Consider the following 23544-nt stretch of genomic DNA (forward strand, 5'->3'; position numbering starts at 1 on the left):
CAAGACACGGGCCGGTGCGGCAGTGGCGACCGGCGTGACCATCATCCGGATCTGCTCCGGTTCAGCTCCGGTGCGGTTCGCCGTCCGCGGTGGAACGGGCCTCCACCAGCGCCCGCAGGGCACGGGCGTCGGCGATGGCGCGCTGCCGGGCCAGCCCCGGCTGGATGCCGAGGGCGGGCAGGCTGGTGCCGTCGCTGAGGTTGAGGAACACCCAGGCGTCGCCCGGCCGGAGGGTCACCTGGAGGATCTCGGCCCACTCCAGCCGGCGCTTGTTCGTGAGGTTCACCACGGTGACGCCGTCCTCGTCGGCGACGACCTTGGGCCGCGCCAGCAGGAGCAGGACGGCGTCCAGCAGCAGGGCGGTGACGACGAAGCTGAGGCGCTCGGCGGGGCTGAGCTGCTCCAGCATCATCGCGACGGCCGTGATCACCACGAAGATCGCGACCGCGGCGGTGAGCAGCACCGCGCGGGTGCTGCCCGGCCGGAAGGTGACGGGGAGGGCGGGAAGCTCGGACACGGAGGTTCACCCCTCACAGACGGCAGGCGTGGATGGCCGTGGTCAGGATGGCCCGGGCGCCGATGTCGTACAGGTCGTCCATGACCCGCTGGGCCTCCTTGGCGGGGACCATGGCCCGGACGGCGACCCAGCCCTCGTTGTGCAGCGGGGACACGGTCGGCGACTCCAGGCCCGGGGTGAGGGCGACGGCCTTCTCCAGCTGCTCGACGCGGCAGTCGTAGTCCATCATCACGTAGGTCCGGGCGACCAGGACGCCCTGGAGGCGGCGCAGGAACTGCTGGACCTTGGGGTCGTCGGGGTCCGCGCCGGTGCGGCGGATCACCACGGCCTCGGACTGCATGATCGGCTCGCCGGCGATCTCCAGGCCCGCGTTGCGCAGCGAGGTGCCGGTCTCGACGACGTCGGCGATGACCTGGGCGACGCCGAGCTGGATCGCGGTCTCGACGGCGCCGTCGAGGTGGACGACGGAGGCGTCGATGCCGTGCTCGGCGAGGTGGCCGGCGACGATCCCCTCGTAGGAGGTGGCGACGGTCTTGCCGGCCAGGTCGGCCAGGCCGCTCATGGTGCCGGGCTTGGCCGCGTAGTGGAAGGTGGAGCGGGCGAAGCCGAGGGGGAGGATCTCCTCGGCGTCGGCGCCGGAGTCGATCAGCAGGTCCCGGCCGGTCAGGCCGATGTCCAGCTGGCCGGAGGCGACGTAGAGGGCGATGTCGCGGGGCCGGAGGTAGAAGAACTCGACCTCGTTGGCCGGGTCGACGATCCGCAGCTCCTTGGACTCGCGGCGCTGCCGGTAGCCGGCCTCATGCAGCATCTCCGCCGCAGGGCCTGAGAGGGAACCCTTGTTGGGGACGGCGATGCGCAGCATGAGGTCGGCTTCCTTTGCGTGGGTGTGGTGCGGGAACGGAACGCGGCTTACAGGTGGGCGTAGACGTCGTCGAGGGAGATGCCGCGGGCGACCATCATCACCTGGACGTGGTACAGCAGCTGCGAGATCTCCTCGGCGGCCGCCTCCTTGCCCTCGTACTCGGCGGCCATCCACACCTCGGCGGCCTCCTCGACGACCTTCTTGCCGATGGCGTGGACGCCCTTCCCGACGAGCTCGGCGGTGCGGGAGGAGGCGGGGTCGCCGTGGGCGGCCTTGTGCTGGAGCTCGGTGAAGAGCTCCTCGAACGTCTTCTTGGACATGGTGACGCTCAGCCTATGCCACAGGTGCCCTTCGTCAGCGCCAGGGTTCGGATACTGAACGCAGGGTGGCCGCGGTGGCCACCGCGGCCGTCACCGCCTCGTGCCCCTTGTCCTCGCTGGATCCCTCGATCCCGGCGCGGTCGAGGGCCTGTTCCTCGGTGTCGCAGGTGAGCACGCCGAAGCCGACGGGGACGCCCGTGTCGACGGACACCTGGGTGAGGCCCTGGGTCACGCCCTGGCACACATAGTCGAAGTGGGGCGTCCCGCCGCGGATGACGACGCCGAGGGCGACGATCGCGTCGTAGCCGCGGCCCGCGAGGACCTTGGCCACGACCGGGAGCTCCCAGCTGCCGGGGACCCTGAGCAGGGTCGGTTCGTCGATGCCCAGGTCGTGCAGGGCGCGCAGGGCGCCGTCCACCAGGCCGTCCATCACCTTCTCGTGCCACTGCGCCGCGATGACGGCGACCCGCAGGTCACCCACATTGCGTACGGACAGTTCCGGTGCACCCTTGCCGCTCACGTCTCTCCCTGTGTGCTCTGTTACTGGTTGCCGCAGGCCGGCACGGTGGTCGTGTCGAGCCAGGGCAGGTCGTGGCCCATCCGGTCCCGCTTGGTGCGCAGGTAGCGGAGGTTGTGCTCGCCGGCGCTGACCGGCATCGGCACGCGCGCCTTGACGACGATGCCGTGCCGGGTGAGGGCGTCGGTCTTGTCGGGGTTGTTGGTCAGCAGCCGGACGCTGCGCACGCCGAGGTCGGCGAGTACCTGCGCACCCGCGCCGTAGTCCCTGGCGTCGGCGGGCAGGCCCAGTTCGAGGTTGGCGTCGAGGGTGTCGCGGCCGCGCTCCTGCAGCTCGTAGGCGCGCAGCTTGGACATCAGGCCGATGCCGCGGCCCTCGTGCCCGCGCAGGTAGACCACCACGCCGCGGCCCTCCTGCTGGATGCGGGCCAGCGAGGCGTCGAGCTGGGGTCCGCAGTCGCAGCGGGCCGAGCCGAAGACGTCGCCGGTGAGGCATTCGGAGTGGACGCGGACGAGGACGTCCTGACCGTCGCCGATCTCGCCGTGCACGAGGGCGACGTGCTCGACGCCGTCCGCGGTGGAGCGGTAGCCGTGCGCCGTGAAGGTGCCGTGGGCCGTGGGCAGCCGGGTCGTGGCCTCCCGGCGGACGGTGGGCTCGCTGCTGCGGCGGTAGGCGATCAGGTCCTCGATGGAGATGATCGTCAGGCCGTGCTTGCGGGCGAAGGGGACCAGCTCGGGCAGGCGCAGCATGCGCCCGTCCTCGCCGGCGATCTCGACGATGGCGCCGGCCGGGCGCAGGCCCGCGAGGCGGGCCAGGTCGACGGCGGCCTCGGTGTGGCCGTTGCGGGTCAGGACGCCGCCGGACCGTGCGCGCAGCGGGAAGATGTGGCCGGGGCGGACGAAGTCGCCGGGCCCGGACACGCCGTCGGCGAGCAGCCGGAGGGTGGTGGCGCGGTCGGCGGCGGAGATGCCGGTGCTCACGCCGTGGGCGGCGCAGGCGTCGACGGAGACCGTGAAGGCGGTCTTCATCGACTCGGTGTTGTCCTCGACCATCTGCGGCAGCTGGAGCCGGTCGAGTTCGTCGCCCTCCATGGGGGCGCAGATCAGGCCGCGGCACTCGCTCATCATGAAGGCGACGATCTCGGGCGTCGCCTTCTCGGCGGCGATGACGAGGTCGCCCTCGTTCTCCCGGTCCTCGTCGTCGACGACCACGACGGGGCGGCCGGCGGCGATGTCGGCGACGGCCTGTTCGACGGGGTCGAGCGCGAGGTCCTCGAACTCGCCGTCGGCGCTGTACAGGATCGGTGCCGTGCTCATGCCGGCGCTCCTTCCAGGGTGGGCCGCGCGGCTTTGCGCGAGCGCAGCCACCAGTCGCGCATGCCCCACAGGACGAGCGCGCCGTAGATGACGTAGACGAAGCCGGAGAAGGCGTAGCCGTTGGCGAAGTTGAGGGGCACGCCGACGAGGTCGACGAGCAGCCAGGCGAACCAGAACTCGACCATGCCGCGGGCCTGGGCGTACATGGCGACGACGGTGCCGACGAAGATGTAGGCGTCCGGCCAGGGGTCCCAGGACAGCTTCGGGTACGCCGTGAACAGCAGGGCCACCGCGACCGTGCCGGCGGCGGCCGCGGCGGCCATCGCGGCGCGTTCGCGCCAGGTGGCGAACCGGACGGCGATGTGGCCGTCCTCGCCCCGGCCCTCGCCGCGCTGCCACTGCCACCAGCCGTACAGGGCGACGACCATGACGACCGCCTGCTTGCCCGCGCTTCCGGTGAGGTGGCCGAAGAAGGCGCCGAAGAGGATGAGGCCGGCCAGGAACTGCACGGGCCAGGTCCAGATGGAGCGCCGCCAGCCGAGGGCGAGGGCGGCGAGGCCGAAGAGGTTGCCGATCATGTCGGCCCACTTGATGTGCTGGCCGAAGAGGGTGAAGGCCTCGGAGTTCAGCGTGTTCACCGGGTCGCCCCCTGCGCGCGGTCGCCCAGCATGCGCTCGACGTACTTGGCGATGACGTCCACTTCGAGGTTGACCGGATCCCCGGGCTGCTTGTGGCCGAGCGTGGTCAGGTCGAGGGTGGTCGGGATGAGGCTGACCGTGAAGTGGTCGGGTCCGGCGTCGACGACGGTCAGGCTGACGCCGTCGACGGTGATGGAGCCCTTCTCGACGACGTACCGGGTGAGGTCCGCGGGCAGGGAGATCTTCACGATCTCCCAGTTCTCCGAGGGCCTGCGCTCCAGGATCTCGCCGGTGCCGTCGACGTGGCCCTGGACGATGTGCCCGCCGAGACGGTCGCCGACGGCCATGGGGCGTTCGAGGTTGACGCGGGAGCCGGCCCGCAGGGCGCCGAGGCTGGAGCGGTTCAGGGTCTCGGCCATGACGTCGGCGGTGAACTCGTCGCCCTCGTGGTCCACGACCGTGAGGCAGACGCCGTTGACGGCGATGGAGTCCCCGTGTTTGGCGTCTCGGGTGACGAGGGGGCCGCGCAGGCGGAAGCGACAGGCGTCGTCGAGGGTCTCGACGGCGGTGACCTCGCCCAGCTCTTCGACGATTCCGGTGAACACTTCCCGGGTCCTCCTGCCTCTTCGGGCACGGACTCCGGGGCTGTCGATGACGACAGATGACACGAACGGAACACCGGGGACGACGCCGGACGGAGTCCGCCCTCAGGACGGACTTCTCGGGCGGCGCGCACGGATGCCCGCTCGCCGCGCACTGCCTCCCATCCGGACTTTAACCGTCGGTCCAGGAATTTCACCTGGTCAACCGGCCGCTGGAGGCGACCGGGTCGCGGACTGTAACCGCCGGTTCGGACTTTCACCGACCCCGGAGTGCGCTGCTGTTGATACAGGGCCAGTGTGCCACGACCGATCGGCGTGCAGAGAGGCGAGAAGTGTGGGCTGCCTCACAGGCCGTGCCGCCTCCCTTCCTCAGTGCGACGAACGCCGCAACTCCCGCGCCCGCTGCCGCCGCTCGCCCGACCAGCCGGTCCGACCTATTGACGCAATGGTCTAGTCCTTTCTAGGGTCGTCGCACGGTCGGTGCACCCCCACGAACCGGCCCGGCGGCGGTGACGACGGCCCTTGCCCGCCGTCGGGCCTTCCCAACGCCCTCTTGCCGGGCGCGCATGTCACATCCGATGGGGTGCAGTCCTGTCCTGGCGACGAGGGCGCTCCGCACGGGAGCGCCGGACGTCCGGAGGGACTGAACGGCAGTGTGGCCCGCCCCCCGTCGCCCCTATCGGTCCGCTGCGGGCCGGCTCGGCCGCCCACCCGGTGCGAACAGTTCCTCCTGGGCGCGGTCCCGGGCCGTCAGGAGGGCGCCGCGCAGGACCGCGCCGCCGCCCAGCGTGGTCGGCCGGACCTCGGTCGGCAGTGGTGTCATCCGGGCGAGGCGGTCCTGCACGCGGGCGGCGAGGACCTCACCGCCGGCCTGGCCGATCTCACCGCCCAGCACCACGCAGCCGGGGTCCAGGATCGCCACGACGGAGGCCGCTCCGACGGCGACCCGGCCGGCGAGGGCGTCGAGGAACCGGGCGGACGGATCCGGGCCGGACTTCGCCGGGGCGACCGCACACCCGGCCCCGGGGTGGTCCCCCCGGACGCGCTCCACCGCCGCGCGCACCAGGTCCGCCGCCGCCCGCACGGCCCCCACCACGGGTTCCTCCCGCCCGGGTTCGGGCCGGACCCCGTGCTCCGCCGCAAGCCGCAGCACGGCCGCCGAAGCGACCAGGGAGTGGAAACCGCCCTCGCAGTCCGTCGACGACGGCAGCGCGCTCGTGCCCGGGACGGGCAGGAAGCCGATCTCACCGGTGCCGCCGGAGGCACCGCGGCGCAGGGCGCCGTCCAGGACCACCGCCGCGCCCGTCCCGTGGCCCAGCCAGAGCAGGACGAAGGTGTCCCGGTCCCGGGCGGCGCCGTCGCGCTGCTCGGCCAGGGCCGCGAGGTTGGTCTCGTTCTCCACGCTGACGCGGGTCTCGGGCAGCCGCTCCTTGAGGGCGGCGGCCAGCCGCCGGTGCCACGCCGGCAGCCCGGTGGAGTTCCGCAGTTCGCCGCCGGACGGGTCGATCAGACCGGGCGCGCCGATCCCGACGGTGTGCAGCCGGTCCGCGCCGGCCTCCTTCACCACGCGCTCCACCAGCGAGACGGCCTGCTCCACGGCGGGCCCCGTCCCCGTGTCGCCTCCGATCGGCACCGACGCCTCGGCCAGCACCCGCCCGAGAAGGTCCGCGACCGTCACGGCGACGCCCTCGGTGCGGACGTCGAGCGCGGCCAGGTGGGCCCGGTCGGCGACGATGCCGTACACCCTGGCGTTGGGTCCGCGGCGCTGCTCCCCCGCCTCGCCCACGACGGCGATCAGCCCGGCTGCGGTGAGGCGTTCGACGAGGTCGGCGACGGTCGGCCGGGACAGGCCGGTCAGCTGCTTCAACTGCCCTGCCGTCAACGGGCCTTCCTGCTGCAGCAGACGCAGGGCGAGCCGGTCGTTGATGGCCCGGGCGGTGCTCGGGGATGCGGGCATGCCGGGGATCCTCCCAGATCGGCGGCGGCCGTCGGCCGGGGTGCGCCGGAAACCCCTCTTATTATCAGGCAGGGTTCCTGATAGTTTGCGCCTCCACGAGACGAGCACGGCGGAGAGCCGGAGGGGGACCGCAGCATGGGCAACGTGGTCGACGAACTGCACGAGGTGAAGCGGTCCCGGTACGCCGTGGCCGCGGTCTTCGCCGTGCACGGCGCCGTCACCGGTTCGTTCGCCACCCGCGTGCCGTGGATCCAGGACCACGCCGACGTGAGCACCGGGCAGTTGGGCATCGCGCTGGCCTTCCCCGCGCTCGGCGCCTCCGTCGCGATGCCGCTGGCCGGCAGCATCAGTCACCGCTTCGGCGCCCGGAACGCGCTGCGCGGCCTGATCGCCCTGTGGACGATGGCGCTGGTCCTGCCCTCCCTCGCCCCGAACCTGCTGACGCTGTGCCTCGCCCTGTTCGTGTACGGCGCGACGGCGGGCATGGCCGACGTGGCGATGAACGCGCTGGGCGTCGAGGTCGAGAACCGTCTCGGCCGGTCCATCATGTCCGGGCTGCACGGCATGTGGAGCGCGGGCGCCCTGGTGGGCTCGGCGGCCGGCACGCTCGCCGCGCACCTCGGCTCCGACGCCCGGCTGCACCACGCCCTGGCCGCCGCGGTCCTCACGGCCGTCGGTGTGCTGAGCTGCCAGTGGGTGCTCGACCTGCAGCCGGCGGAGGACGAGGAGCCGCCGCCGAGGTTCGCCCTGCCGCCCCGCTCGGCGCTGCTCATCGGCGCGATCGGCTTCTGCGCGGTGTTCGCGGAGGGCGCGAGCCTGGACTGGTCGGCGGTGTACCTGCGGGAGCAGCTGGAGACCTCGGCCGGCCTGGCCGCCGCGTGCACCACCGGCTTCACGCTCACCATGGCGCTGGCCCGCATCGCGGGCGACAAGATCGTGGACCGCTTCGGGGCGGTGCGCACGGTGCGGGCGAGCGGGGTGTTCGCCGTACTGGGCGGGGTGCTGATCGTGGTCGCGGACCATCCGGCGGTGGCGATGAGCGGGTTCGCGCTGATGGGCCTGGGCATCGCCGTCGTCGTACCGCTGTGCTTCGCGGCGGCGGGCCGCAGCGGCTCCAACCCGAGCCTGGCCATCGCGGGTGTCGCGACCATCACCTACACCTCCGGACTGATCGCGCCGAGCGCGATCGGCATGCTGGCCCAGGCGACCAGCCTGATGGTGTCGTTCTGCCTGGTGACGGCCCTGTCCTGCGGGCTGGTGGCGTTCGCGGGGGTGCTGCGCCCCGGTGAGCGGACCAAGGTCGGGCCGCGGGAGACGGCGGTGCCGGACCCGCGCCCCTGAGCCGGCGCGGGCCGGGACGGACCCTCCGGGTCGGCCCCGGTCACGACCGCTCCCGGCGCACCCCGACAATGGTCCGGACACTCGCACGCACGACGAAAGCGAAACCGCACCATGGATCTCGGCGTCCGCTGGAAACTGCACGGCGACGGCAAAGTACCGGCGCCCGGCGCCGTGGTCCGCCCCGACGAACGGCTCTCCTGGCCCCGCACGGCCGGGCTGGGCGCCCAGCACGTGGTGGCCATGTTCGGGGCGTCGTTCGTGGCGCCGGTCCTGATGGGTCTGGACCCCAACCTCGCGATCATGATGTCGGGCGTCGCGACCGTGGTGTTCCTGCTGGCCACCCGGGGACGCGTGCCCAGCTACCTGGGGTGTTCGCTGTCCTTCGTCGGTGTGGCGGCGGTGATCCGCGCGCAGGGCGGCAGCAGCGCCACCGTCACCGGCGCGGTGTTCGTCGTCGGGGCCGCGCTGTTCCTGGTGGGGCTCGCCGTGCGGCGGTTCGGGGCGCGGATCATCCACGCCGCGATGCCGCCGATCGTCACCGGCGCGGTGGTGATGCTGATCGGCTTCAACCTGGCCCCCGTGACGGCGTCGACGTACTGGCCGCAGGACCAGTGGACGGCGCTGCTGGTCATGCTGTTCACCGGTCTGGCGGTCGTCTGTCTGCGCGGATTCTGGTCGCGCGTCGCGATCTTCCTCGGGCTGGTCTTCGGGTACGGCATCTCCTGGATCTTCGACCTGGTGTTCGGCAGGATCCACTCGGTGGACGCGAGCGGCAAGGTCACCGACCACTGGCGGCTGGACCTGTCCGGCGTGGGCCAGGCCGACTGGATCGGGCTGCCGACGCTGCACGGCCCGTCCTTCGAGTGGTCGGCGATCCTGGTCGCGCTGCCGGTCGTCATCGCCCTGGTCGCCGAGAACGCCGGGCACGTGAAGGCGGTCGGCGAGATGACCGGCGACCCGCTGGACGACAAGCTCGGCACGGCGATCGCCGCCGACGGCGTCGGCTCGATGCTGTCGACCGCGGTCGGCGGCCCCCCCAACACCACGTACTCCGAGAACATCGGCGTGATGGCGGCGACCCGCGTCTACTCCACGGCGGCCTACTGGGCCGCCGCCGGCTTCGCCCTGCTGTTCGGCCTCTGCCCGAAGTTCGGCGCGGTCGTGGCGGCGATCCCGGGCGGGGTGCTCGGCGGCATCACCGTGATCCTCTACGGCATGATCGGCCTGCTCGGCGCGCAGATCTGGATCAACGCCGAGGTGGATCTGCGCAATCCGCTGAACCTCGTCCCCGCCGCGGCGGGCATCATCATCGGCGTCGGCAACGTGTCGCTGAAGTTCACGGACACCTTCTCGCTGAGCGGCATCGCGCTCGGCACACTGGTCGTCATCACCGGCTACCACGCCCTGCGGGCCTTCGCCCCGGCCCACCTGAAGACGCAGCAGCCCCTGCTCGACGAGGGCACGTCCTCCTACGGCGACGCCAAGTCGTAGGCGTACCCGGCCGCAGGCGGTACCGCGGCCGGCGGGGGCGGGCGCCGGGGGTCGGGCGCTGGCGCCGGGGGCCGGGCGCCGCGCGGCATGCGCCGGGCGTCGGCGCGCGCGAGCATGACACGGGACGGGTCCGCCTCGCCCCACGGCGGGCCGCGTTCCCCCGTTTCGGGGAAGCGCCGGGCCCGCCGGCACTGCCGCGGGCCCGGAACTGGGACTCTGCCCGCATGCCACGATGCGAACCACTCCCCCCAGCCGTGGACACACCGGTCGACGGAGTCATCCACCGGATGCGCGCCCTCGACGCGGCCCTGCACCCGCGCGACGGCGTGGCGGTCTTCAACCGCGTCTACCTCGCCGTGACACAGGAGGTGGACCGGTACGTCGACACCGGGCGGTTCGCCGACCCGTACGCGGCGGTCACGCTGGACGTGCGGTTCGCGCGGCGGTATCTCGACGCCGTCGAGGCGGTCCTGGACGAGCGGCGTCCACCGGCCTGCTGGCGGCCGCTGTTCCAGCTCCGCCGCCATCCCGGGGTGCGGCCGCTGCAGTTCGCGCTGGCGGGCATCAACGCGCACATCGGCCACGACCTCGCCCTGGCCGTCGTGGACACCTGCCGTGCGCTCGGCTGCGCCCCGGCCGAGCTGGAGGACGAGTTCGACGCGGTGGGCGATCTCCTCGTCTCGCTGGAGGAACGCATCCGCGAGGACCTGATGCCGGGCCCCGACCTCCTGCAGATCGCCGATCCGCTGACGCACCTGCTCGGCTCCTGGAGCCTGGAGCGGGCACGGGACGCCACCTGGACGGCGGCCCGCGCACTGTGGGCCCTGCGTGAACTCCCCGACGTCGCCGAGGAGTTCACCGACCGCCTGGACACGGCGGTGGGCTTCGCGGGCCGCATGCTGCTCACGCCTCTGTCCCAGCCCGCGAGGTGGTGCTAGTCCTCCGGCAGTTCCACCGGCGCGATCTCGTCGTAGAGGTCGCCGGGGCCCGGGTTGGTCGGGTCGGTCGCGCCGCCGAGGTGGTGCATGACGCCCCAGACCGCGTTGAGGGCGGTCTGGATCGCGCCCTCGGCCCAGCCGGCCGTCCAGGAGATGTCGTCGCCGGCGAGGAAGATGCCCCGCTTGTCCTCCGGCAGCCGGTCCTGCATGAAGTGCGTGAACAGGCGCCGCTGGTAGCGGTAGTGGCCGGGCAGGTTGGCCTTGAACGCGCCCATGAAGTAGGGCTCGTTCTCCCAGGAGACCGTCACCGGGTTGCCGATGATGTGCTTGCGGATGTCGACCTTGGGATAGATCTCGCCGAGCGACTTCAGCATGACCTCCATCCGCTCGTTCGCGGACAGCGGCAGCCACTTCAGGCTGTCGTCGCACCAGGTGTACGACAGGCAGATGACGGCGGGCTTGTCCGGGCCGTCGTCCAGCAGGTACGTGCCGCGGGTCATGCGGTCGGTGAGCGTCATCGACATGACGTCCCGGCCGGTCTCCTCGTCCTTGTCCAGCCAGAACGGGCGGTCCACCGGCACGAACAGCTTGGAGCTCTCCATGTAGTGGGTGCGCTCGATCGCGGTCCAGTGGTCGATCGGGAAGAGCGAGTCGTCGCACTGGATCTTCGACAGCAGCATCCAGGACTGTGCGGTGAAGATCGCCGCCTTGTAGGTGCGGATGTCGCCGCGGGCGTCCGTCACCGTGATCCGGTTGCCGGCCGTGCGGTGCAGCCGGGTGACGGCCGGGCGCGGCTCGCCGCCCGCGTGCAGGGTCGCGAGCGAGGTGCCGAGCGGCCAGTGGACGATCTTCTGCGGCTCGCGCTCCCACAGGCGCAGCGGCAGCTGCTGGGAGCCGCCCACGATGCCGCGGTGGTGGTCGTCGGCCTCGGTGTAGACGACGCGGAGGATCTCCAGGATGGAGTTGGGGAAGTCGGTGTCCCAGCCGCCGGTGCCGAAGCCGACCTGGCCGAAGATCTCCCGGTGCCGGAAGGACTTGAACGCCTCGGATTCGCACAGGAAGCCGTAGAAGGTCTGGTTGTCGAGCTTCTCGACCAGCTTGGACCAGATCTCGCGGATGCGCGGCACGTCCCGCTCGCGCAGGGCCCGGTTCATGTCGGAGAAGTCGGCGCCCTCCTCCAGGCACCGGCCCCAGGCCTCGGCGACGTCCCGGTAGACCTGCGGCAGGTCGTCGATGGTCTGGGCGTAGTGCGACTCGCCCTTGAGGTCGACGACGGTCGAGGGGGTCGCCTCGGCCAGGGGGTTGGGGAACGGACGCGTCTGCAGGCCGACGAGGTCGATGTAGTGCTGCAGGGCCGTCGAGGACGGCGGGAAGCGCATGGCGCCCATCTCGGCGGTGAGGGACTCGTCGCACCCCTCGAAGCCCACGGTGCGCAGCCGCCCGCCGATCTGGTCGGCCTCGTACACGACCGGCTTGAGACCCATCTTCATCAGCTCGTACGCGGCGACGATGCCGGACAGCCCGCCGCCGATGACCGCGACCTCCGTGCCGTGCTCGGTCGCGGGTATCTGCCCGAGACCGGCCGGGTGGGCGAGGAAGTCGTCGTAGGCGTACGGGAAGTCCGGGCCGAACATGGTGATCGGCGGCTGCTGCGCGTCTGCGTGCTCGACGGCGTTGGGCACGGTGGACGTCATGGGGTACGGACTCCTTGCACGGGTACGAACGAACGGTTCAGGGGGAGTTGTCAGACGAGCGGCCGGTACAGGCCGGGCCGCCGGTCGCTCAGATACGGGTTGGCCTCGCGCGAGGCGGCCACGAAGGCGGGGTCGACGTCGGCGAGGACGAGGTCCTCACCGCGGCCGGCCCGGGTGCGGGCGATCCCGTCGGGGCCGGCCAGCGTGGACAGGCCCACGAACTCGAACTCGCCCTCCCGGCCGACCCGGTTGACGTAGGCGACGTACATCTGGTTCTCGAAGGCCCGCACCGGGATCATCGACTCGGCGACGAACTGGAACGGGTGCATCTGCGCGGTCGGGACGATCAGCAGGTCGGTGCCGGCCAGGGCGTGGGCGCGGACGTTCTCCGGGAACTCCACGTCGTAGCAGATCAGGATGCCGACGCGCACGCCGTCGATCTCGGCCTGGACGACCGGCTGGTCGCCGGGGGTGAAGTGGTCGCGCTCGAAGCAGCCGAAGAGGTGGGTCTTGCGGTAGTTCGCGAGCCGGGTGCCGTCGGCGGAGATCAGCTGGGCGGAGTTGAACACCGTGTCGCCCGCCCGCTCGGGGTAGCCGTAGGCGATCGCCAGGCCGTGGTTCGTGGCGATCTCGGCGATCGCGTCCGCGCAGTCGCCGTCGGCGGGTTCGGCGAGCCGGCCGATGTCGTCGCCGATCGCGTAGCCGGTCAGGAACATCTCCGCCGTGACGAGCAGCCCGGCGCCCGCGGCGGCGGCCCGGCCCGCGGCCTCGTCGAGGACCTTGAGGTTCTCGACGGTGGAGCCGGGGCGGCCGGAGCTCTGGAGCAGGGCGGTGCGCATGCGTGTTCCTCACCGGACGGAAGGTGGTCGGAGGGCCCACGAAGTCGTTGGAGGGGCCACGTAGACGGTACGGGCGGCTGACCAGGGGGGACAAGAAGGAGCCGTTGCGCGCTGGTGAACGGTTCGTTGCGTGCGCCGGGGGCCGGGCGGCGATTCGTTGCGCGACCCGGGGCGCAGCCCGGGTGGTCCCGGGAGCCCGGGTGCGTCCCGGCTCCTCCGCCGCCCGGCGGAGACGGGGTCCGCCCCGAGCGCGATGTCCCGGCCGCCGCGGACCGGAAGAGTGAGGACCGTCCGCACGACCTGGGGAAAGGACCGCGATGAAGCGCCGTACGAAGATCGCCGTGCTGGGTTCCGCGCTGCTGTTCACCGCCGGGGCGGCCTCGGCCGCGACGGCCTCCGGCACGCCCCGGCAGCGTGAGGCCGCCGCGCTCACCGGCACCGCGAAGCTGTACCGCTCGGCCGGGGACGACATCACGTTCACGTTCGACGCGCACCTGGCCGCGAAGGACAAGGCCGACCCGGCGAAGGCCACCGGCACCTTCACGTTCAGCCACTACCTCGACGGCTTCGGGGCCCGGGCCGAGGTGCAGGTGGACTGCCTGGTCACCGGCGGCACGGTGGCCGTCGTCTCCGGTGTCGTCACCGAGTCGGACCTGCCGGGCGCCGAGGGCAAGCGGGTCGGCGTCACCGTCCACGATCTCGGCCGCCACGACCGGCTGGGGTACAGCTGGGCCGCCACCGGCCGTCCCGGCGAGGGCGAGGAGCCGCCCAAGTGCGTCAGCTCCGCCCCGTTCGAGAAGGTCAGGAAGGGGACGGGGGACTTCACGGTCGTGCCGTGGCAGCCCGAGCTCTGACCAGCGCCAGGGCCGTCACCAGGTAGGAAATCGCCAGGACCGCGAAGACGGTGCCGTGCGCCAGCTCCGTGCCCAGCAGGGCGTAACCGCCGAACGTGGCGATCGTGGCCAGTTCGGTGCCCAGCCCCGCGACGGAGGTGACCGTGGCCCGGCAAGACTCGGCGATCCGGTGCTGGAGCCGGACGTCGGCGAGCACCTCCGCCAGCTGGAAGGCCGCGAAGGCCACGGCGACCAGGGCGATCCCGGCGAGCGACCGGGCCGCGGCGCCCACGGCCAGGGCGAGGGCGCCGCCCGCGAGCAGGGCGGCGAGCCCGGCCCGGCCGAGGCGCTCGGCCGGGCCGGTCAGCAGGCTGCCGGCGGTGACGCCCGCCCAGATCAGCATGATCAGCCAGGGCACGGTGGCGTCGGCGACGCCGGTGTCCCGGACCAGCAGCGGGGTGTACTCGTCGAGCGCGCCCCACACCGCGGCCACGGCCGGGACGAGGAGCAGGGCGCCGCGCACCGCGCGGTCCCCGCGGACCTCGGCGAGCCCGGTCCGCAGGGTCGCCGCCCAGCCCTCACCACCGCCCTCGGGCCGGGGCCGGTGCTCCGGGAAGCGGGTCGCGGTGACGGCGGCCAGCACACAGGCCAGGACGCCGGCGCCGCCGACCGCCGCGTAGCCGCCCCGGTCGAACACGGGTGCCGCGAGGCCGATGGAGGCCACCGTGCCGAGCAGCCGGGCGGCCCGGGCCCGGCCCATGACCCGCGCGTAGGAGCCCGCGGCGCCCCGGTGGTCCAGTTCGTCGTAGACCAGCGCCTCCAGGGCGCCGGACCCGAGGGCACCGCCGGCGCCCCACAGGACGAACCCGGCGGCGAACGCCCCGTACGAGGGGACGGTCACCCACAGCGCGAAGCCGAGGGCGGTGAGCAGCGGGCCGATCCACAGCAGTCTGCGGCGCGACACGGCGTCGGCCCAGGCGCCGGAGGGCACTTCCAGCACCACGGAGGTCAGGGACCACAGGGCGAACAGGGAGGAGATCTGCCACAGCGGCAGGCCGGTGTCGGCGAACAGCAGCGCGTACAGCGGGTACAGCAGGACGAAGTCGTCGAGGAACGCGTAGCCGTACAGCGTGCGCGTCAGGCGGCGGACGCCGGGTGCGGGCACGCGCGCGGGTGCGGGTGTCATGGGGCCTTCCCGTCAGGACCGATCGGACGCCGGAGGTACGGCGGCCGAGGCGGTCCCCGGGAGGCACGGCGGGTGGATCAATGTCGCCAGGTCATGACACCGATGCTAGGCGCCGGACGGCGGATCGGCCCCTCGTTTACGTGGGCGACCCCGACGAGAAGCGCCGCAGCAGCGGCGACAGGACGAGCACGGACTTGGTGCGCTCGACGAACGGCTCCCCGGCGATGCGCTCAAGGACCCGTTCGAAGTGACGCATGTCGGAGGCGAAGACCTGGGCGATCGCGTCCGCGTCCCCGGTGACGGTGGACGCGGCCACGACCTCCTGGTAGCGCTCCAGGCCGCGCTGGATGGTCTCCGGGGAGGTGTTGCCGCGGCAGTAGATCTCGACGAACCCCTCGGTCTCCCAGCCGAGGGCGCCCGGGTCCACCCGTACGGTGAAACCGGTGATGGCCCCGGTCGCCCGCAGCCGGTCCACGCGCCGTTTCACGGCGGGCGCGGACAGGCCGACGAGCGAGCCGATGTCGGCGTAGGAGCGGCGGGCGTCCTCGGCGAGGGCGTGCACGATGCGTTCGTCGAGATCGTTCAGCACTGTGGGTCGATCACTTCTCGGATGGTGCCAGTCGGGAACGGCGGTAGCCGTACACGAAGTAGAACACGAGCCCGGCGGCCATCCAGACACCGAAGACCACCCAGGTCACGGTGGACAGGCTGCCCATCATCCAGACGCAGAAGCCGAAGCCGAGCGCCGGCAGCACCGGCGAGAGCGGCACCCGGAAGGTGCGGGGCAGGTCCGGCTTGGTCCGGCGCAGCACCACCACGGCCACGTTGACCAGGGCGAACGCGAACAGGGTGCCGATGCTGGTGGCGTCGGCGAGCTGACCGAGCGGGATCGCCGCGGCCAGGACGCCGCAGAACAGCGACACGATCAGGGTGTTGGCGCGCGGAGTGCCGGTCTTCGGGTGGACCCTGGCGAACACCCTGGGTACCAGTCCGTCGCGGGACATGGCGAACAGGATGCGGGTCTGGCCGTAGAGCACGGTCAGCACCACGCTGGCGATGGCGATGACGGCGCAGAAGGCGAGGAGGGTGCCCCAGAAGGTCTGCCCGGTGACCTCGCGCATGATCTGGGCGAGGGCCGCCTCGGAGTCGGTGAAGCCCTTCCAGGGCTTGGCGCCGACGGCGACGGCCGCGACCAGGACGTACAGCGCGGTGACGATGACGAGGGACAGCATGATCGCGCGGGGCAGGTCGCGCTGGGCGTTCTTGGCCTCCTCGCCGGCGGTGGAGGCGGCGTCGAAGCCGATGTAGGAGAAGAACAGCGTGGCACCGGCGGCGCTGACCCCGGCCATGCCGAGCGGCATGAAGTTCTCGTAGTTGCCGGAGCGGAAGCCCTGCACGCCGATCGCGCAGAACATCACGAGCGCGCCGATCTTCACGACGACCATGATCGTGTTGGCGCGGGCGGACTCGCGGGCGCCGCCCAGCAGGAACGCCATGGCGAGCAGGACGACGATCAGGGCGGGCAGGTTGAACACGCCGCCGTCACCGGGCGGCGCGGACAGGGCCGCCGGGATCGTGACGCCTATGGTCCCGTCGAGCAGCTCGTTGAGGTACTCGCCCCAGCCGACCGCCACGGCGGCGACGGACACGCCGTACTCCAGCACCAGGCACCAGCCGCAGACCCAGGCGATCAGCTCACCCATCGTTGCGTACGCATACGAGTAGGAGGAGCCCGAGACGGGGATGGTGCCCGCCAGCTCGGCGTAGGACAGGGCCGAGAACAGGGCGGTCAGACCGGCGATGACGAAGGAGAGGGTGACGGCCGGTCCCGCCTTGGGGACGGCCTCGCCGAGGACCACGAAGATGCCGGTGCCCAGGGTGGCACCGATGCTGATCATGGTGAGCTGCCACAGCCCCAGGGAGCGGCGCAGCGACCCTCCCTCGCCCTGTCCACCCTCCGCGACCAGGCGTTCCACCGGCTTGCGCCGCATGAGGCGCGCGCCGATGCCGGGGGACGCGGGGGCGGCTGTCTGGCCTGGGTTCTGCGGGGGTGCGCCTTGGTCGAGCACGCGCTGGCTCCTTTTCGCTGCCGGTCAGGGCGGCAGGGACCGCGGGCACCCTTGAACAGGGACCCACCGAGCGGAGTCCCCGCCACGCCACGTACGAGGCGACAGCCTACGAGGATCGGCGTTGCTGCCGAAATGCAGCAAGCTTGCGCGTACCCGCAAGATCATTGCGTTGACGGGGGCGCGGTGAGCGTTCGTTGCAGGGCGGCTGTCGACTGTTGCACCCGGCCCTCGTCGCAGGGCTCCAGCGGGGTCGCCGTGGGGTGCGGCCGGCACGCGGAACGGCCCCCGCCGTCCCGCGGGGGCGGGTCGGCGGGGGCCGATTGCCGGCGGTGGCCGGCCGTCAGCTCCAGCTGGCGTGCAGGGGCTTGCCCTCGGCGTAGCCGGCGGCGCTCTGGATGCCGACGATGGCCTTCTCGGCGAACTCCTCCAGGGAGCCGGCACCGGCGTAGGTGCAGGAGGAGCGGACGCCCGCGATGATCGAGTCGATCAGGTCCTCCACGCCGGGGCGGGCCGGGTCGAGGAACATCCGGGAGGTGGAGATGCCCTCCTCGAACAGCGCCTTGCGGGCCCGGTCGTACGCCGACTCCTCGGAGGTGCGGTTGCGCACGGCACGGGCGGACGCCATGCCGAAGGACTCCTTGTAGGCACGGCCCTGGGCGTCGTGCTGGAGGTCGCCCGGGGACTCGTAGGTGCCGGCGAACCAGGAGCCGATCATGACGTTGGAGGCGCCGGCGGCGAGGGCCATGGCCACGTCGCGGGGATGACGGACACCGCCGTCGGCCCAGACGTGCTTGCCGTACTTCCTGGCTTCGGCGGCGCACTCCAGGACGGCGGAGAACTGCGGCCGGCCGACGCCGGTCATCATGCGCGTGGTGCACATGGCGCCGGGCCCGACACCGACCTTGACGATGTCCGCGCCGGCCTCGACGAGGTCGCGCACGCCGGCCGCGGCCACCACGTTGCCCGCGACGATCGGCACCTGCGGGTCGAGGTCGCGCACCAGCTTCAGGGCGCTGATCATCGACTCCTGGTGGCCGTGCGCGGTGTCGATGACGAGTGTGTCGACACCGGCGTCGAGCAGCTGCTTCGCCTTGCCGGCGACGTCGCCGTTGATGCCGACGGCGGCCGCGACGCGCAGCCGGCCGCGGTCGTCGGTGGCCGGGGTGTAGAGCGTGGCGCGCAGGGCGCCCTTGCGGGTCAGGATGCCCGCGAGCGTGCCGTCGGGGTTGACCGCGGGGGCGTAGCGGCGGTTGGCGTGGTCGAGGACGCCGAAGGCCTCGCCCGGGTCCTTGTCGGCGTCGATCAGCAGCAGGTCCCGGGACATGACCTCGGAGAGCTGCGTGAAGCGGTCCACGCCGGAGAGGTCGGCGTCGGTGACCACGCCGACGGGCCGGTGGTTGTCGTCGACGACGACACCGGCGTCGTGCGCCCGCTTGGGCAGCAGGCCCAGTGCGTCGGCGACGGTCTGGTGCGGGGACAGGATGATCGGGGTGTCCAGCACCAGGTGGCGGCTCTTGACCCAGGACACGACGTCGGTGACCACGTCGATCGGGATGTCCTGCGGGATCACCACCAGCCCGCCGCGGCGGGCCACGGTCTCGGCCATGCGGCGCCCGGCGATGGCGGTCATGTTGGCGACGACGAGCGGGATGGTGGTGCCCGTGCCGTCCGGGGAGCTGAGGTCGACGGCCTGCCGGGAGCCCACCGAGGAGCGGCTCGGCACCATGAAGACGTCGTCGTACGTCAGGTCGTACCCGGGCTGGATGTCATTGAGGAAACGCACGTGCTGCACATCCCAGTCGATCAGAGGTGACCCCCGGACCGGCCGGCCAGGGGGAAAGAGCACGTACTTCATTGTCCCATGACACCGGCGCTCTCGACCCCGGGCGGATCATCCAGGCTGGTCAGGGCCCCCTTCGGAGGATGCTCCAAGGCCGAGGGTCACGAACAGGCCCGGGCCGCGGTCCGTGGCCTCGGCGAAGATCTCCTCGGCGACCCGCCACTCCTCGGGCCGCGCCTCGGCGTAGCCGCGCCAGCCGCGCACGACGACCAGCAGACCCCGCTCCACGGCCCCCTCGGGCCACAGGGCGGGGTCGGACAGGCAGTCGGCGAGCGCGTCCCAGTTGCGGCCGAACCAGTCGGGCAACGCCAGGTCGCGGACGCAGCGGTCCATCAGGCCGGCTTTGTCCGTGACCCCGTCGAGGTCGAGGACGAGCACGATCCGGCCCGCCGGATCGTGCGGCGGGTGCGCCCGGCCGGCCATCCGTCAGGCCCCGTCCGGGTCGGCCCGGTTGAGCGCGGGCTTCGGGGCCGGGCCCGCGGTCATCAGGTAATCGGCGGCCGAGGTGTCCGTCACCAGGCTGGTGACGAGCCCGGAGCGCAGCACGGCGTCGATCGCCGGTCCCTTGCGCTGCCCGCCCGCGATCGCGACGACCTCGGGGATGCGGCGCAGCTGCTCGGCCTTGACGGTGATGCACCGCTCGCCCAGGTCCCGGCCGACCCGGCGGCCCTCGGCGTCGAAGAGGTGCGCGGACATCTCCGCGGCGACACCGAGCGAGGCGTAGTGCGCGCGCTCCTCGTCGCTGAGCATGTCGTGCACCGTGGAGATGCCCGGCTCCCAGGAGCCGATGGAGACGCAGGCGACGGTGACCTTGTCGAAGTGCTCGAAGGCCCGGGCGATGCCCGTCTGGTTGCGCAGCGCCGAGGCGGTGGCCGCGTCGGGCAGCAGCATCGGGGCGTAGATGGGATGGGCGTCGCCGCCGGACACCTGGGCGGCCCGCCGGACCGCCTCGACCGAGCCGCGCTCCGCGGTTCCGGCGTCGTAGACGCCGGTCAGCTGCACGACCGTGCACGGCGGCAGCCGGTCGAGCGCCGCCGCCATGTGGATGGTGGAGCGGCCCCAGGCCAGCCCCAGCACGTCGCCCTCGTCGACCAGTTCGCCGAGCAGGTCGGCGGCCACCTCCCCCAGGTTCTCCGGGTCGGGCGTCTCCTCGGCCTCGGCCGGCGACTCGACCACGACGGCGTGCCGGAGGCCGTACCGGGCGCGGAGCGCGTCCGAGCGGTCGGCGTCCAGTTCCGCAGGCACCCGGATCTCGATTCGTACGAGGTCCCGTTCGAGGGCGGTCTCCAGGACCCGGGCCACCTTGAAGCGGCTGACGCCGAACTCCTCCGCGATCTGGATCTTGGATTTCCCCTCGAGGTAGAAGCGGCGGGCCATGGCCGCCGCCTGCACCAGCTCAGCGGGTCCCATCCGCATGGCTGACCGGCCCGCCGACATACCCGACACGGCGATCTCCTCACTGCTGTTCACACTCTGGATTCGCCGTTCATCCTTGCAGATCCGGCGCGGATGATCAGCCCTGATGAGAGCCGTTCACTTTGCTGTGGCTCAGTGGCCGCACGCCCAGGTGGCCTTCGCCGTCGCCGCCTCGGCCTGCGTGCGTAGTGCACGTACCGCTCCTGCCGGGTCGTTCGCCCCGTAGACCGCCGATCCGGCCACGAAGACGTCGGCTCCGGCGTCCGCGCAGCGCTCGATCGTGGAAGCGGAGACTCCGCCGTCGACCTGGAGCCAGAGCTCCAGTCCGTGCTTGCTGATCAACTCGCGGGTCCGGCGGATCTTCGGAAGCATGATGTCGAGGAAGGCCTGTCCCCCGAAGCCCGGTTCGACCGTCATGATCAGCAGCATGTCGAGCTCGGGGAGCAGGTCCTCGTACGGCTCGACGGGAGTCGCGGGCTTCAGCGCCATCGAGGCGCGGGCGCCCTTGGCGCGGATCTCCCGGGCGAGCCGGACCGGTGCGGCGGCGGCCTCGACGTGGAAGGTGACCGAACCGGCCCCCGCCTCCACGTACTGGGGCGCCCACCGATCGGGGGCCTCGATCATCAGGTGGCAGTCCAGCGGAGTGTCCGTCGCACGGGCGAGCGACTCCACGACCGGCACCCCGAGCGTGAGGTTCGGGACGAAATGGTTGTCCATGACGTCGACGTGGAGCCAGTCGGCTCCCTGCACGGCCTTCGCCTCGTCCGCGAGGCGGGCGAAGTCGGCGGACAGGATGCTGGGGTTGATCTGCACGGCCATGTCCTAAGACTGCCATGCCCCGAGGGGGTTGTGGGCATCGGTGCCCGGCGGGAACGGTGGTGCGCCGGCCGGGGGCCGTCGCGGGGCGCCCGCACGGTCCCCCACTGCCGTCGCGGGGCGCCGGGAGCGAGGGGGTCGCCAGGCGACCCGGCGGGGCACCGGAACGGGCGTGATCACGGGCCTCGCCGCCACCGGCGCGGTCGTCACCTCCGCCGGCCCGGTCCTGGCCGGGACGTTCGCCGCGCTCGGCACCCTGCACGATGGTCGCCTTCGCCGAGATCGGCTTCGCGGTCGCCCTCGGCGTCCTCATCGACACGTTCGTCGTGCGCTCGGTGCTGGTGACGTCCCTGTTCCGGACGTCGGCCCCGAGGTGCGGTGGCCGCACCGGCTGGCCCGCGAGGACGGCGGGGCGCCCGCCCCGGGAGACGGCCGGGGCGGGCGCCGGCCGGCCCGGTGAGTGGTCCGGGCCGGGGCGGGCGCCGGCCGATGACGGACGGCGGCTTCGACGCGTGCCTCCCGGGCCTGGCCGAGAGGCGTGCCCGGTCAGGCCGACGCGGGGGTCAGCCGGTGCGGCGGATGAGCGCCAGGTACATCGCGTCGGTCCCGTGCAGGTGCGGCCACAGCTGCACGTCCGGACCCTCCCCCAGGTCCGGGACGCCCGGCAGCAGCGGCCGGGCGTCGATCAGGTCGGTCTCCGGGAACTGCTTGAGCACGTCGGCGACCACGGCCCGGGTCTCGGCGAGGTGCGGCGAGCACGTCGCGTAGCCCACGACACCTCCGACGCGCACCGACTCCAAAGCGGTCCGCAACAGCCCGCGCTGGAGCGGCGCGAACCCCTCCAGGTCCTCCGGGCGGCGCCGCCAGCGCGCCTCGGGACGGCGGCGCAGGGCGCCCAGACCGGTGCAGGGCACGTCGACCAGCACCCGGTCGAAGCTGCCGGGCCGCCACGCCGGCCGGGTCCCGTCCGCGGCGATCACCTGGTACGGCCCGGGGTTGCCGTCCAGGGCACGCGCCACCAGCCCGGCCCGGTGGGTCTGCTTCTCGGACGCGACGAGGAACGCGCCCCGCTGCGCGGCCAGGGCACCCAGCAGCGCGGCCTTGCCGCCCGGCCCGGCACACCCGTCCAGCCACCGCCGGTCGGGCCCTTCCAGCGGCGCGCCGGCCAGGGCGATCGCGACGAGCTGGCTGCCCTCGTCCTGCACTCCCGCGCGCCCGTCGCGCACGGCGGCGACGGCACCCGGCTCCCCGCCCTCGCTCAGCCGCACGGCGTACGGCGACCAGCGCCCCGGCACGGCGGCGTCCTCGGCCAGCAGTTCCCCGGCGTCGGAGCGCCCGGGCCTGGCCACGAGGGTCACCTCGGGCCGCTCGTTGTCGGCGCGCAGCAGGTCCTCGATGCCGGCGCGCCCGCCGCCCAGGGAATCCCACAGCGCGGACACGACCCACCGCGGGTGCGAGTGCACCACGGCGAGGTGCTCCTCGGGGTCGTCGTCGTAGGACGGTGCGACCCGCTCCAGCCAGCCGTCCAGGTCGTGCTGCGCGACCTTGCGCAGCACGGCGTTGACGAACTTCGCCCGCCCGTCGCCCAGCACGACCCGTGCGAGTTCCACGGTGGCGGAGACGGCCGCGTGCGTCGGGATGCGCGTGCCGAGCAGCTGGTGCGCCCCGAGGCTCAGCACGTCGAGCACCGGCGGGTCGACCTCCCCGAGCGGCCGGTCCACGCAGGCCGACAGCACCGCGTCGTACGTCCCCTGCCGGCGCAGCGTCCCGTACACCAGCTCCGTGGCCAGCGCCGCGTCCCGGGCGTCGAAGTCGCCCTGCTCACGGGCCTTGCGCAGCAGGGGCGGCAGAACGAGGTTGGCATAGGCGTCGCGCTCGTCCACGGCCCTGAGCGCCTCGAAGGCGAGGATGCGGACGGGGTCCTTCTTGGGCCGGCGGTAGGGCTTGCCGGACGGGCGGGGCCGGCGGGGCTGTTCACTCACGAAAAAGGTGCTCCGGGTGTGGGAAGAAGTGCGCGCTCAAGCCTACGCCGCCGGGTGCCGCGCGGCGGGACGGCCTCGACCGGGACCGGGCCCCGGCATGCCCCTCCCGCTCCGGATGCGGGGACCGGCGAAGGCACGTGAGGCCGGAGCCGAGCGGAACCGGCGGAGGCGGACGCGGCGGGGCGCCGGACGGCGGGGCCACGCCGAAGGCCCCCCGGGCACCGGGCGGCCGGACAACAACGACGAAGACAGGCGATCCGGCGTCGCACGACCCGACAGCCGACGGAGGCACGCCGCCGGGAGCCGAGCGGAACCGGCGGAGGCGGACGCGGCGGGGCGCCGGACGGCGGGGCCACGCCGAAGGCACCCC

22 protein-coding genes, 1 pseudogene and 1 riboswitch are annotated in these 23544 nt (G+C 72.8%); of the genes and pseudogenes, 5 read left to right on the forward strand and 18 right to left on the reverse strand.

What is annotated here, in order from left to right; all coding sequences use genetic code 11:
* Positions 1 to 61 precede the first annotated feature (61 nt).
* The 8 genes from Q5694_RS31700 to Q5694_RS31735 form a co-directional block, all read right to left on the reverse strand.
* Positions 62 to 517 carry a PH domain-containing protein gene (locus Q5694_RS31700; protein WP_333936962.1) on the reverse strand — a complete coding sequence of 152 codons (456 nt, stop codon included), beginning with the start codon at positions 515 to 517 and terminating at the stop codon, positions 62 to 64.
* A gap of 13 nt (positions 518 to 530) precedes the next feature.
* Positions 531 to 1379, reverse strand: coding sequence for an ATP phosphoribosyltransferase (gene hisG, locus Q5694_RS31705; RefSeq protein WP_333936963.1), 849 nt, complete (start codon positions 1377 to 1379; stop codon positions 531 to 533).
* 47 nt (positions 1380 to 1426) lie between these two features.
* Positions 1427 to 1699: a phosphoribosyl-ATP diphosphatase gene (locus tag Q5694_RS31710; protein WP_028423093.1), complete on the reverse strand. Its 273-nt coding sequence runs from the start codon at positions 1697 to 1699 to the stop codon at positions 1427 to 1429.
* Between the two features lie 34 nt (positions 1700 to 1733).
* Positions 1734 to 2219, reverse strand: coding sequence for a 6,7-dimethyl-8-ribityllumazine synthase (gene ribH, locus Q5694_RS31715; protein ID WP_031116695.1), 486 nt, complete (start codon positions 2217 to 2219; stop codon positions 1734 to 1736).
* Between the two features lie 20 nt (positions 2220 to 2239).
* Entirely contained in the window at positions 2240 to 3532 is a 1293-nt protein-coding gene (locus tag Q5694_RS31720) for a bifunctional 3,4-dihydroxy-2-butanone-4-phosphate synthase/GTP cyclohydrolase II (RefSeq protein WP_333936964.1), read from the reverse strand.
* Complete coding sequence (locus Q5694_RS31725) at positions 3529 to 4170, reverse strand: nicotinamide mononucleotide transporter family protein (RefSeq protein WP_333936965.1); 642 nt, start codon at positions 4168 to 4170, stop codon at positions 3529 to 3531. Before Q5694_RS31725 ends, Q5694_RS31720 begins: the two co-directional genes overlap by 4 nt.
* Positions 4167 to 4775, reverse strand: coding sequence for a riboflavin synthase (locus Q5694_RS31730; protein WP_333936966.1), 609 nt, complete (start codon positions 4773 to 4775; stop codon positions 4167 to 4169). Before Q5694_RS31730 ends, Q5694_RS31725 begins: the two co-directional genes overlap by 4 nt.
* A gap of 144 nt (positions 4776 to 4919) precedes the next feature.
* Positions 4920 to 5050: riboswitch (FMN riboswitch) on the reverse strand.
* Between the two features lie 398 nt (positions 5051 to 5448).
* Complete coding sequence (locus Q5694_RS31735; protein WP_333936967.1) at positions 5449 to 6729, reverse strand: ROK family transcriptional regulator; 1281 nt, start codon at positions 6727 to 6729, stop codon at positions 5449 to 5451.
* Positions 6730 to 6864: 135 nt separating this feature from the next.
* Here Q5694_RS31735 and Q5694_RS31740 point away from each other — a divergent pair, with 135 nt between their 5' ends.
* From Q5694_RS31740 to Q5694_RS31750, 3 genes are all read left to right on the forward strand, one after another.
* Positions 6865 to 8070, forward strand: coding sequence for an MFS transporter (locus Q5694_RS31740; protein ID WP_333936968.1), 1206 nt, complete (start codon positions 6865 to 6867; stop codon positions 8068 to 8070).
* A gap of 111 nt (positions 8071 to 8181) precedes the next feature.
* Positions 8182 to 9561 (forward strand): uracil-xanthine permease family protein, encoded by a 1380-nt coding sequence (locus Q5694_RS31745; protein WP_333936969.1) that lies wholly within the window; start codon positions 8182 to 8184, stop codon positions 9559 to 9561.
* A 224-nt stretch (positions 9562 to 9785) separates the two neighbouring features.
* On the forward strand, positions 9786 to 10499 hold the full coding sequence (locus Q5694_RS31750; protein WP_333936970.1) for a DUF5995 family protein: 714 nt from the start codon (positions 9786 to 9788) through the stop codon (positions 10497 to 10499).
* Here Q5694_RS31750 and Q5694_RS31755 read toward each other — a convergent pair.
* A complete protein-coding gene (locus Q5694_RS31755; protein ID WP_333936971.1) occupies positions 10496 to 12193 on the reverse strand; it encodes a flavin monoamine oxidase family protein in 1698 nt (565 codons plus the stop codon). The genes Q5694_RS31750 and Q5694_RS31755 overlap by 4 nt on opposite strands.
* Positions 12194 to 12243: 50 nt before the next feature.
* Positions 12244 to 13032 (reverse strand): carbon-nitrogen hydrolase family protein, encoded by a 789-nt coding sequence (locus tag Q5694_RS31760; RefSeq protein WP_333936972.1) that lies wholly within the window; start codon positions 13030 to 13032, stop codon positions 12244 to 12246.
* Between the two features lie 317 nt (positions 13033 to 13349).
* On the opposite strand from Q5694_RS31760, the gene Q5694_RS31765 reads away from it, so the two are divergent.
* Positions 13350 to 13886, forward strand: coding sequence for a Repetin (locus tag Q5694_RS31765; protein WP_333936973.1), 537 nt, complete (start codon positions 13350 to 13352; stop codon positions 13884 to 13886).
* On the opposite strand, the gene Q5694_RS31770 is transcribed toward Q5694_RS31765, so the two are convergent.
* From Q5694_RS31770 to rpe, 7 genes are all read right to left on the reverse strand, one after another.
* Positions 13855 to 15051, reverse strand: a complete 1197-nt coding sequence (locus tag Q5694_RS31770; RefSeq protein ID WP_333936974.1) for an MFS transporter — start codon at positions 15049 to 15051, stop codon at positions 13855 to 13857. The two genes, Q5694_RS31765 and Q5694_RS31770, sit on opposite strands and share 32 nt — an antisense overlap.
* A 136-nt stretch (positions 15052 to 15187) precedes the next feature.
* Positions 15188 to 15640 (reverse strand): Lrp/AsnC family transcriptional regulator, encoded by a 453-nt coding sequence (locus tag Q5694_RS31775; RefSeq protein WP_104778814.1) that lies wholly within the window; start codon positions 15638 to 15640, stop codon positions 15188 to 15190.
* Between the two features lie 10 nt (positions 15641 to 15650).
* Positions 15651 to 17120 carry an amino acid permease gene (locus Q5694_RS31780; protein ID WP_333936975.1) on the reverse strand — a complete coding sequence of 490 codons (1470 nt, stop codon included), beginning with the start codon at positions 17118 to 17120 and terminating at the stop codon, positions 15651 to 15653.
* A 340-nt stretch (positions 17121 to 17460) separates the two neighbouring features.
* Positions 17461 to 18903 (reverse strand): GuaB1 family IMP dehydrogenase-related protein, encoded by a 1443-nt coding sequence (locus Q5694_RS31785; protein ID WP_333936976.1) that lies wholly within the window; start codon positions 18901 to 18903, stop codon positions 17461 to 17463.
* 108 nt (positions 18904 to 19011) lie between these two features.
* Positions 19012 to 19383, reverse strand: a complete 372-nt coding sequence (locus Q5694_RS31790; RefSeq protein ID WP_333936977.1) for a barstar family protein — start codon at positions 19381 to 19383, stop codon at positions 19012 to 19014.
* Positions 19384 to 19386: 3 nt separating this feature from the next.
* Positions 19387 to 20430, reverse strand: coding sequence for a sugar-binding transcriptional regulator (locus Q5694_RS31795; RefSeq protein WP_333936978.1), 1044 nt, complete (start codon positions 20428 to 20430; stop codon positions 19387 to 19389).
* A gap of 78 nt (positions 20431 to 20508) precedes the next feature.
* Positions 20509 to 21195, reverse strand: coding sequence for a ribulose-phosphate 3-epimerase (gene rpe / locus Q5694_RS31800; protein ID WP_333936979.1), 687 nt, complete (start codon positions 21193 to 21195; stop codon positions 20509 to 20511).
* Between the two features lie 139 nt (positions 21196 to 21334).
* On the opposite strand from rpe, the pseudogene Q5694_RS31805 reads away from it, so the two are divergent.
* Positions 21335 to 21652: pseudogene (locus Q5694_RS31805) on the forward strand (MMPL family transporter); the annotation flags it as partial.
* 103 nt (positions 21653 to 21755) lie between these two features.
* Here Q5694_RS31805 and Q5694_RS31810 read toward each other — a convergent pair.
* On the reverse strand, positions 21756 to 23174 hold the full coding sequence (locus tag Q5694_RS31810) for an RsmB/NOP family class I SAM-dependent RNA methyltransferase (protein ID WP_333936980.1): 1419 nt from the start codon (positions 23172 to 23174) through the stop codon (positions 21756 to 21758).
* Between the last annotated feature and the right edge of the window lie 370 nt (positions 23175 to 23544).

It is taken from the genome of Streptomyces sp. AHA2 (genome assembly GCF_036857595.1).
In the GTDB taxonomy this organism is placed as follows: Bacteria; Actinomycetota; Actinomycetes; order Streptomycetales; family Streptomycetaceae; genus Streptomyces.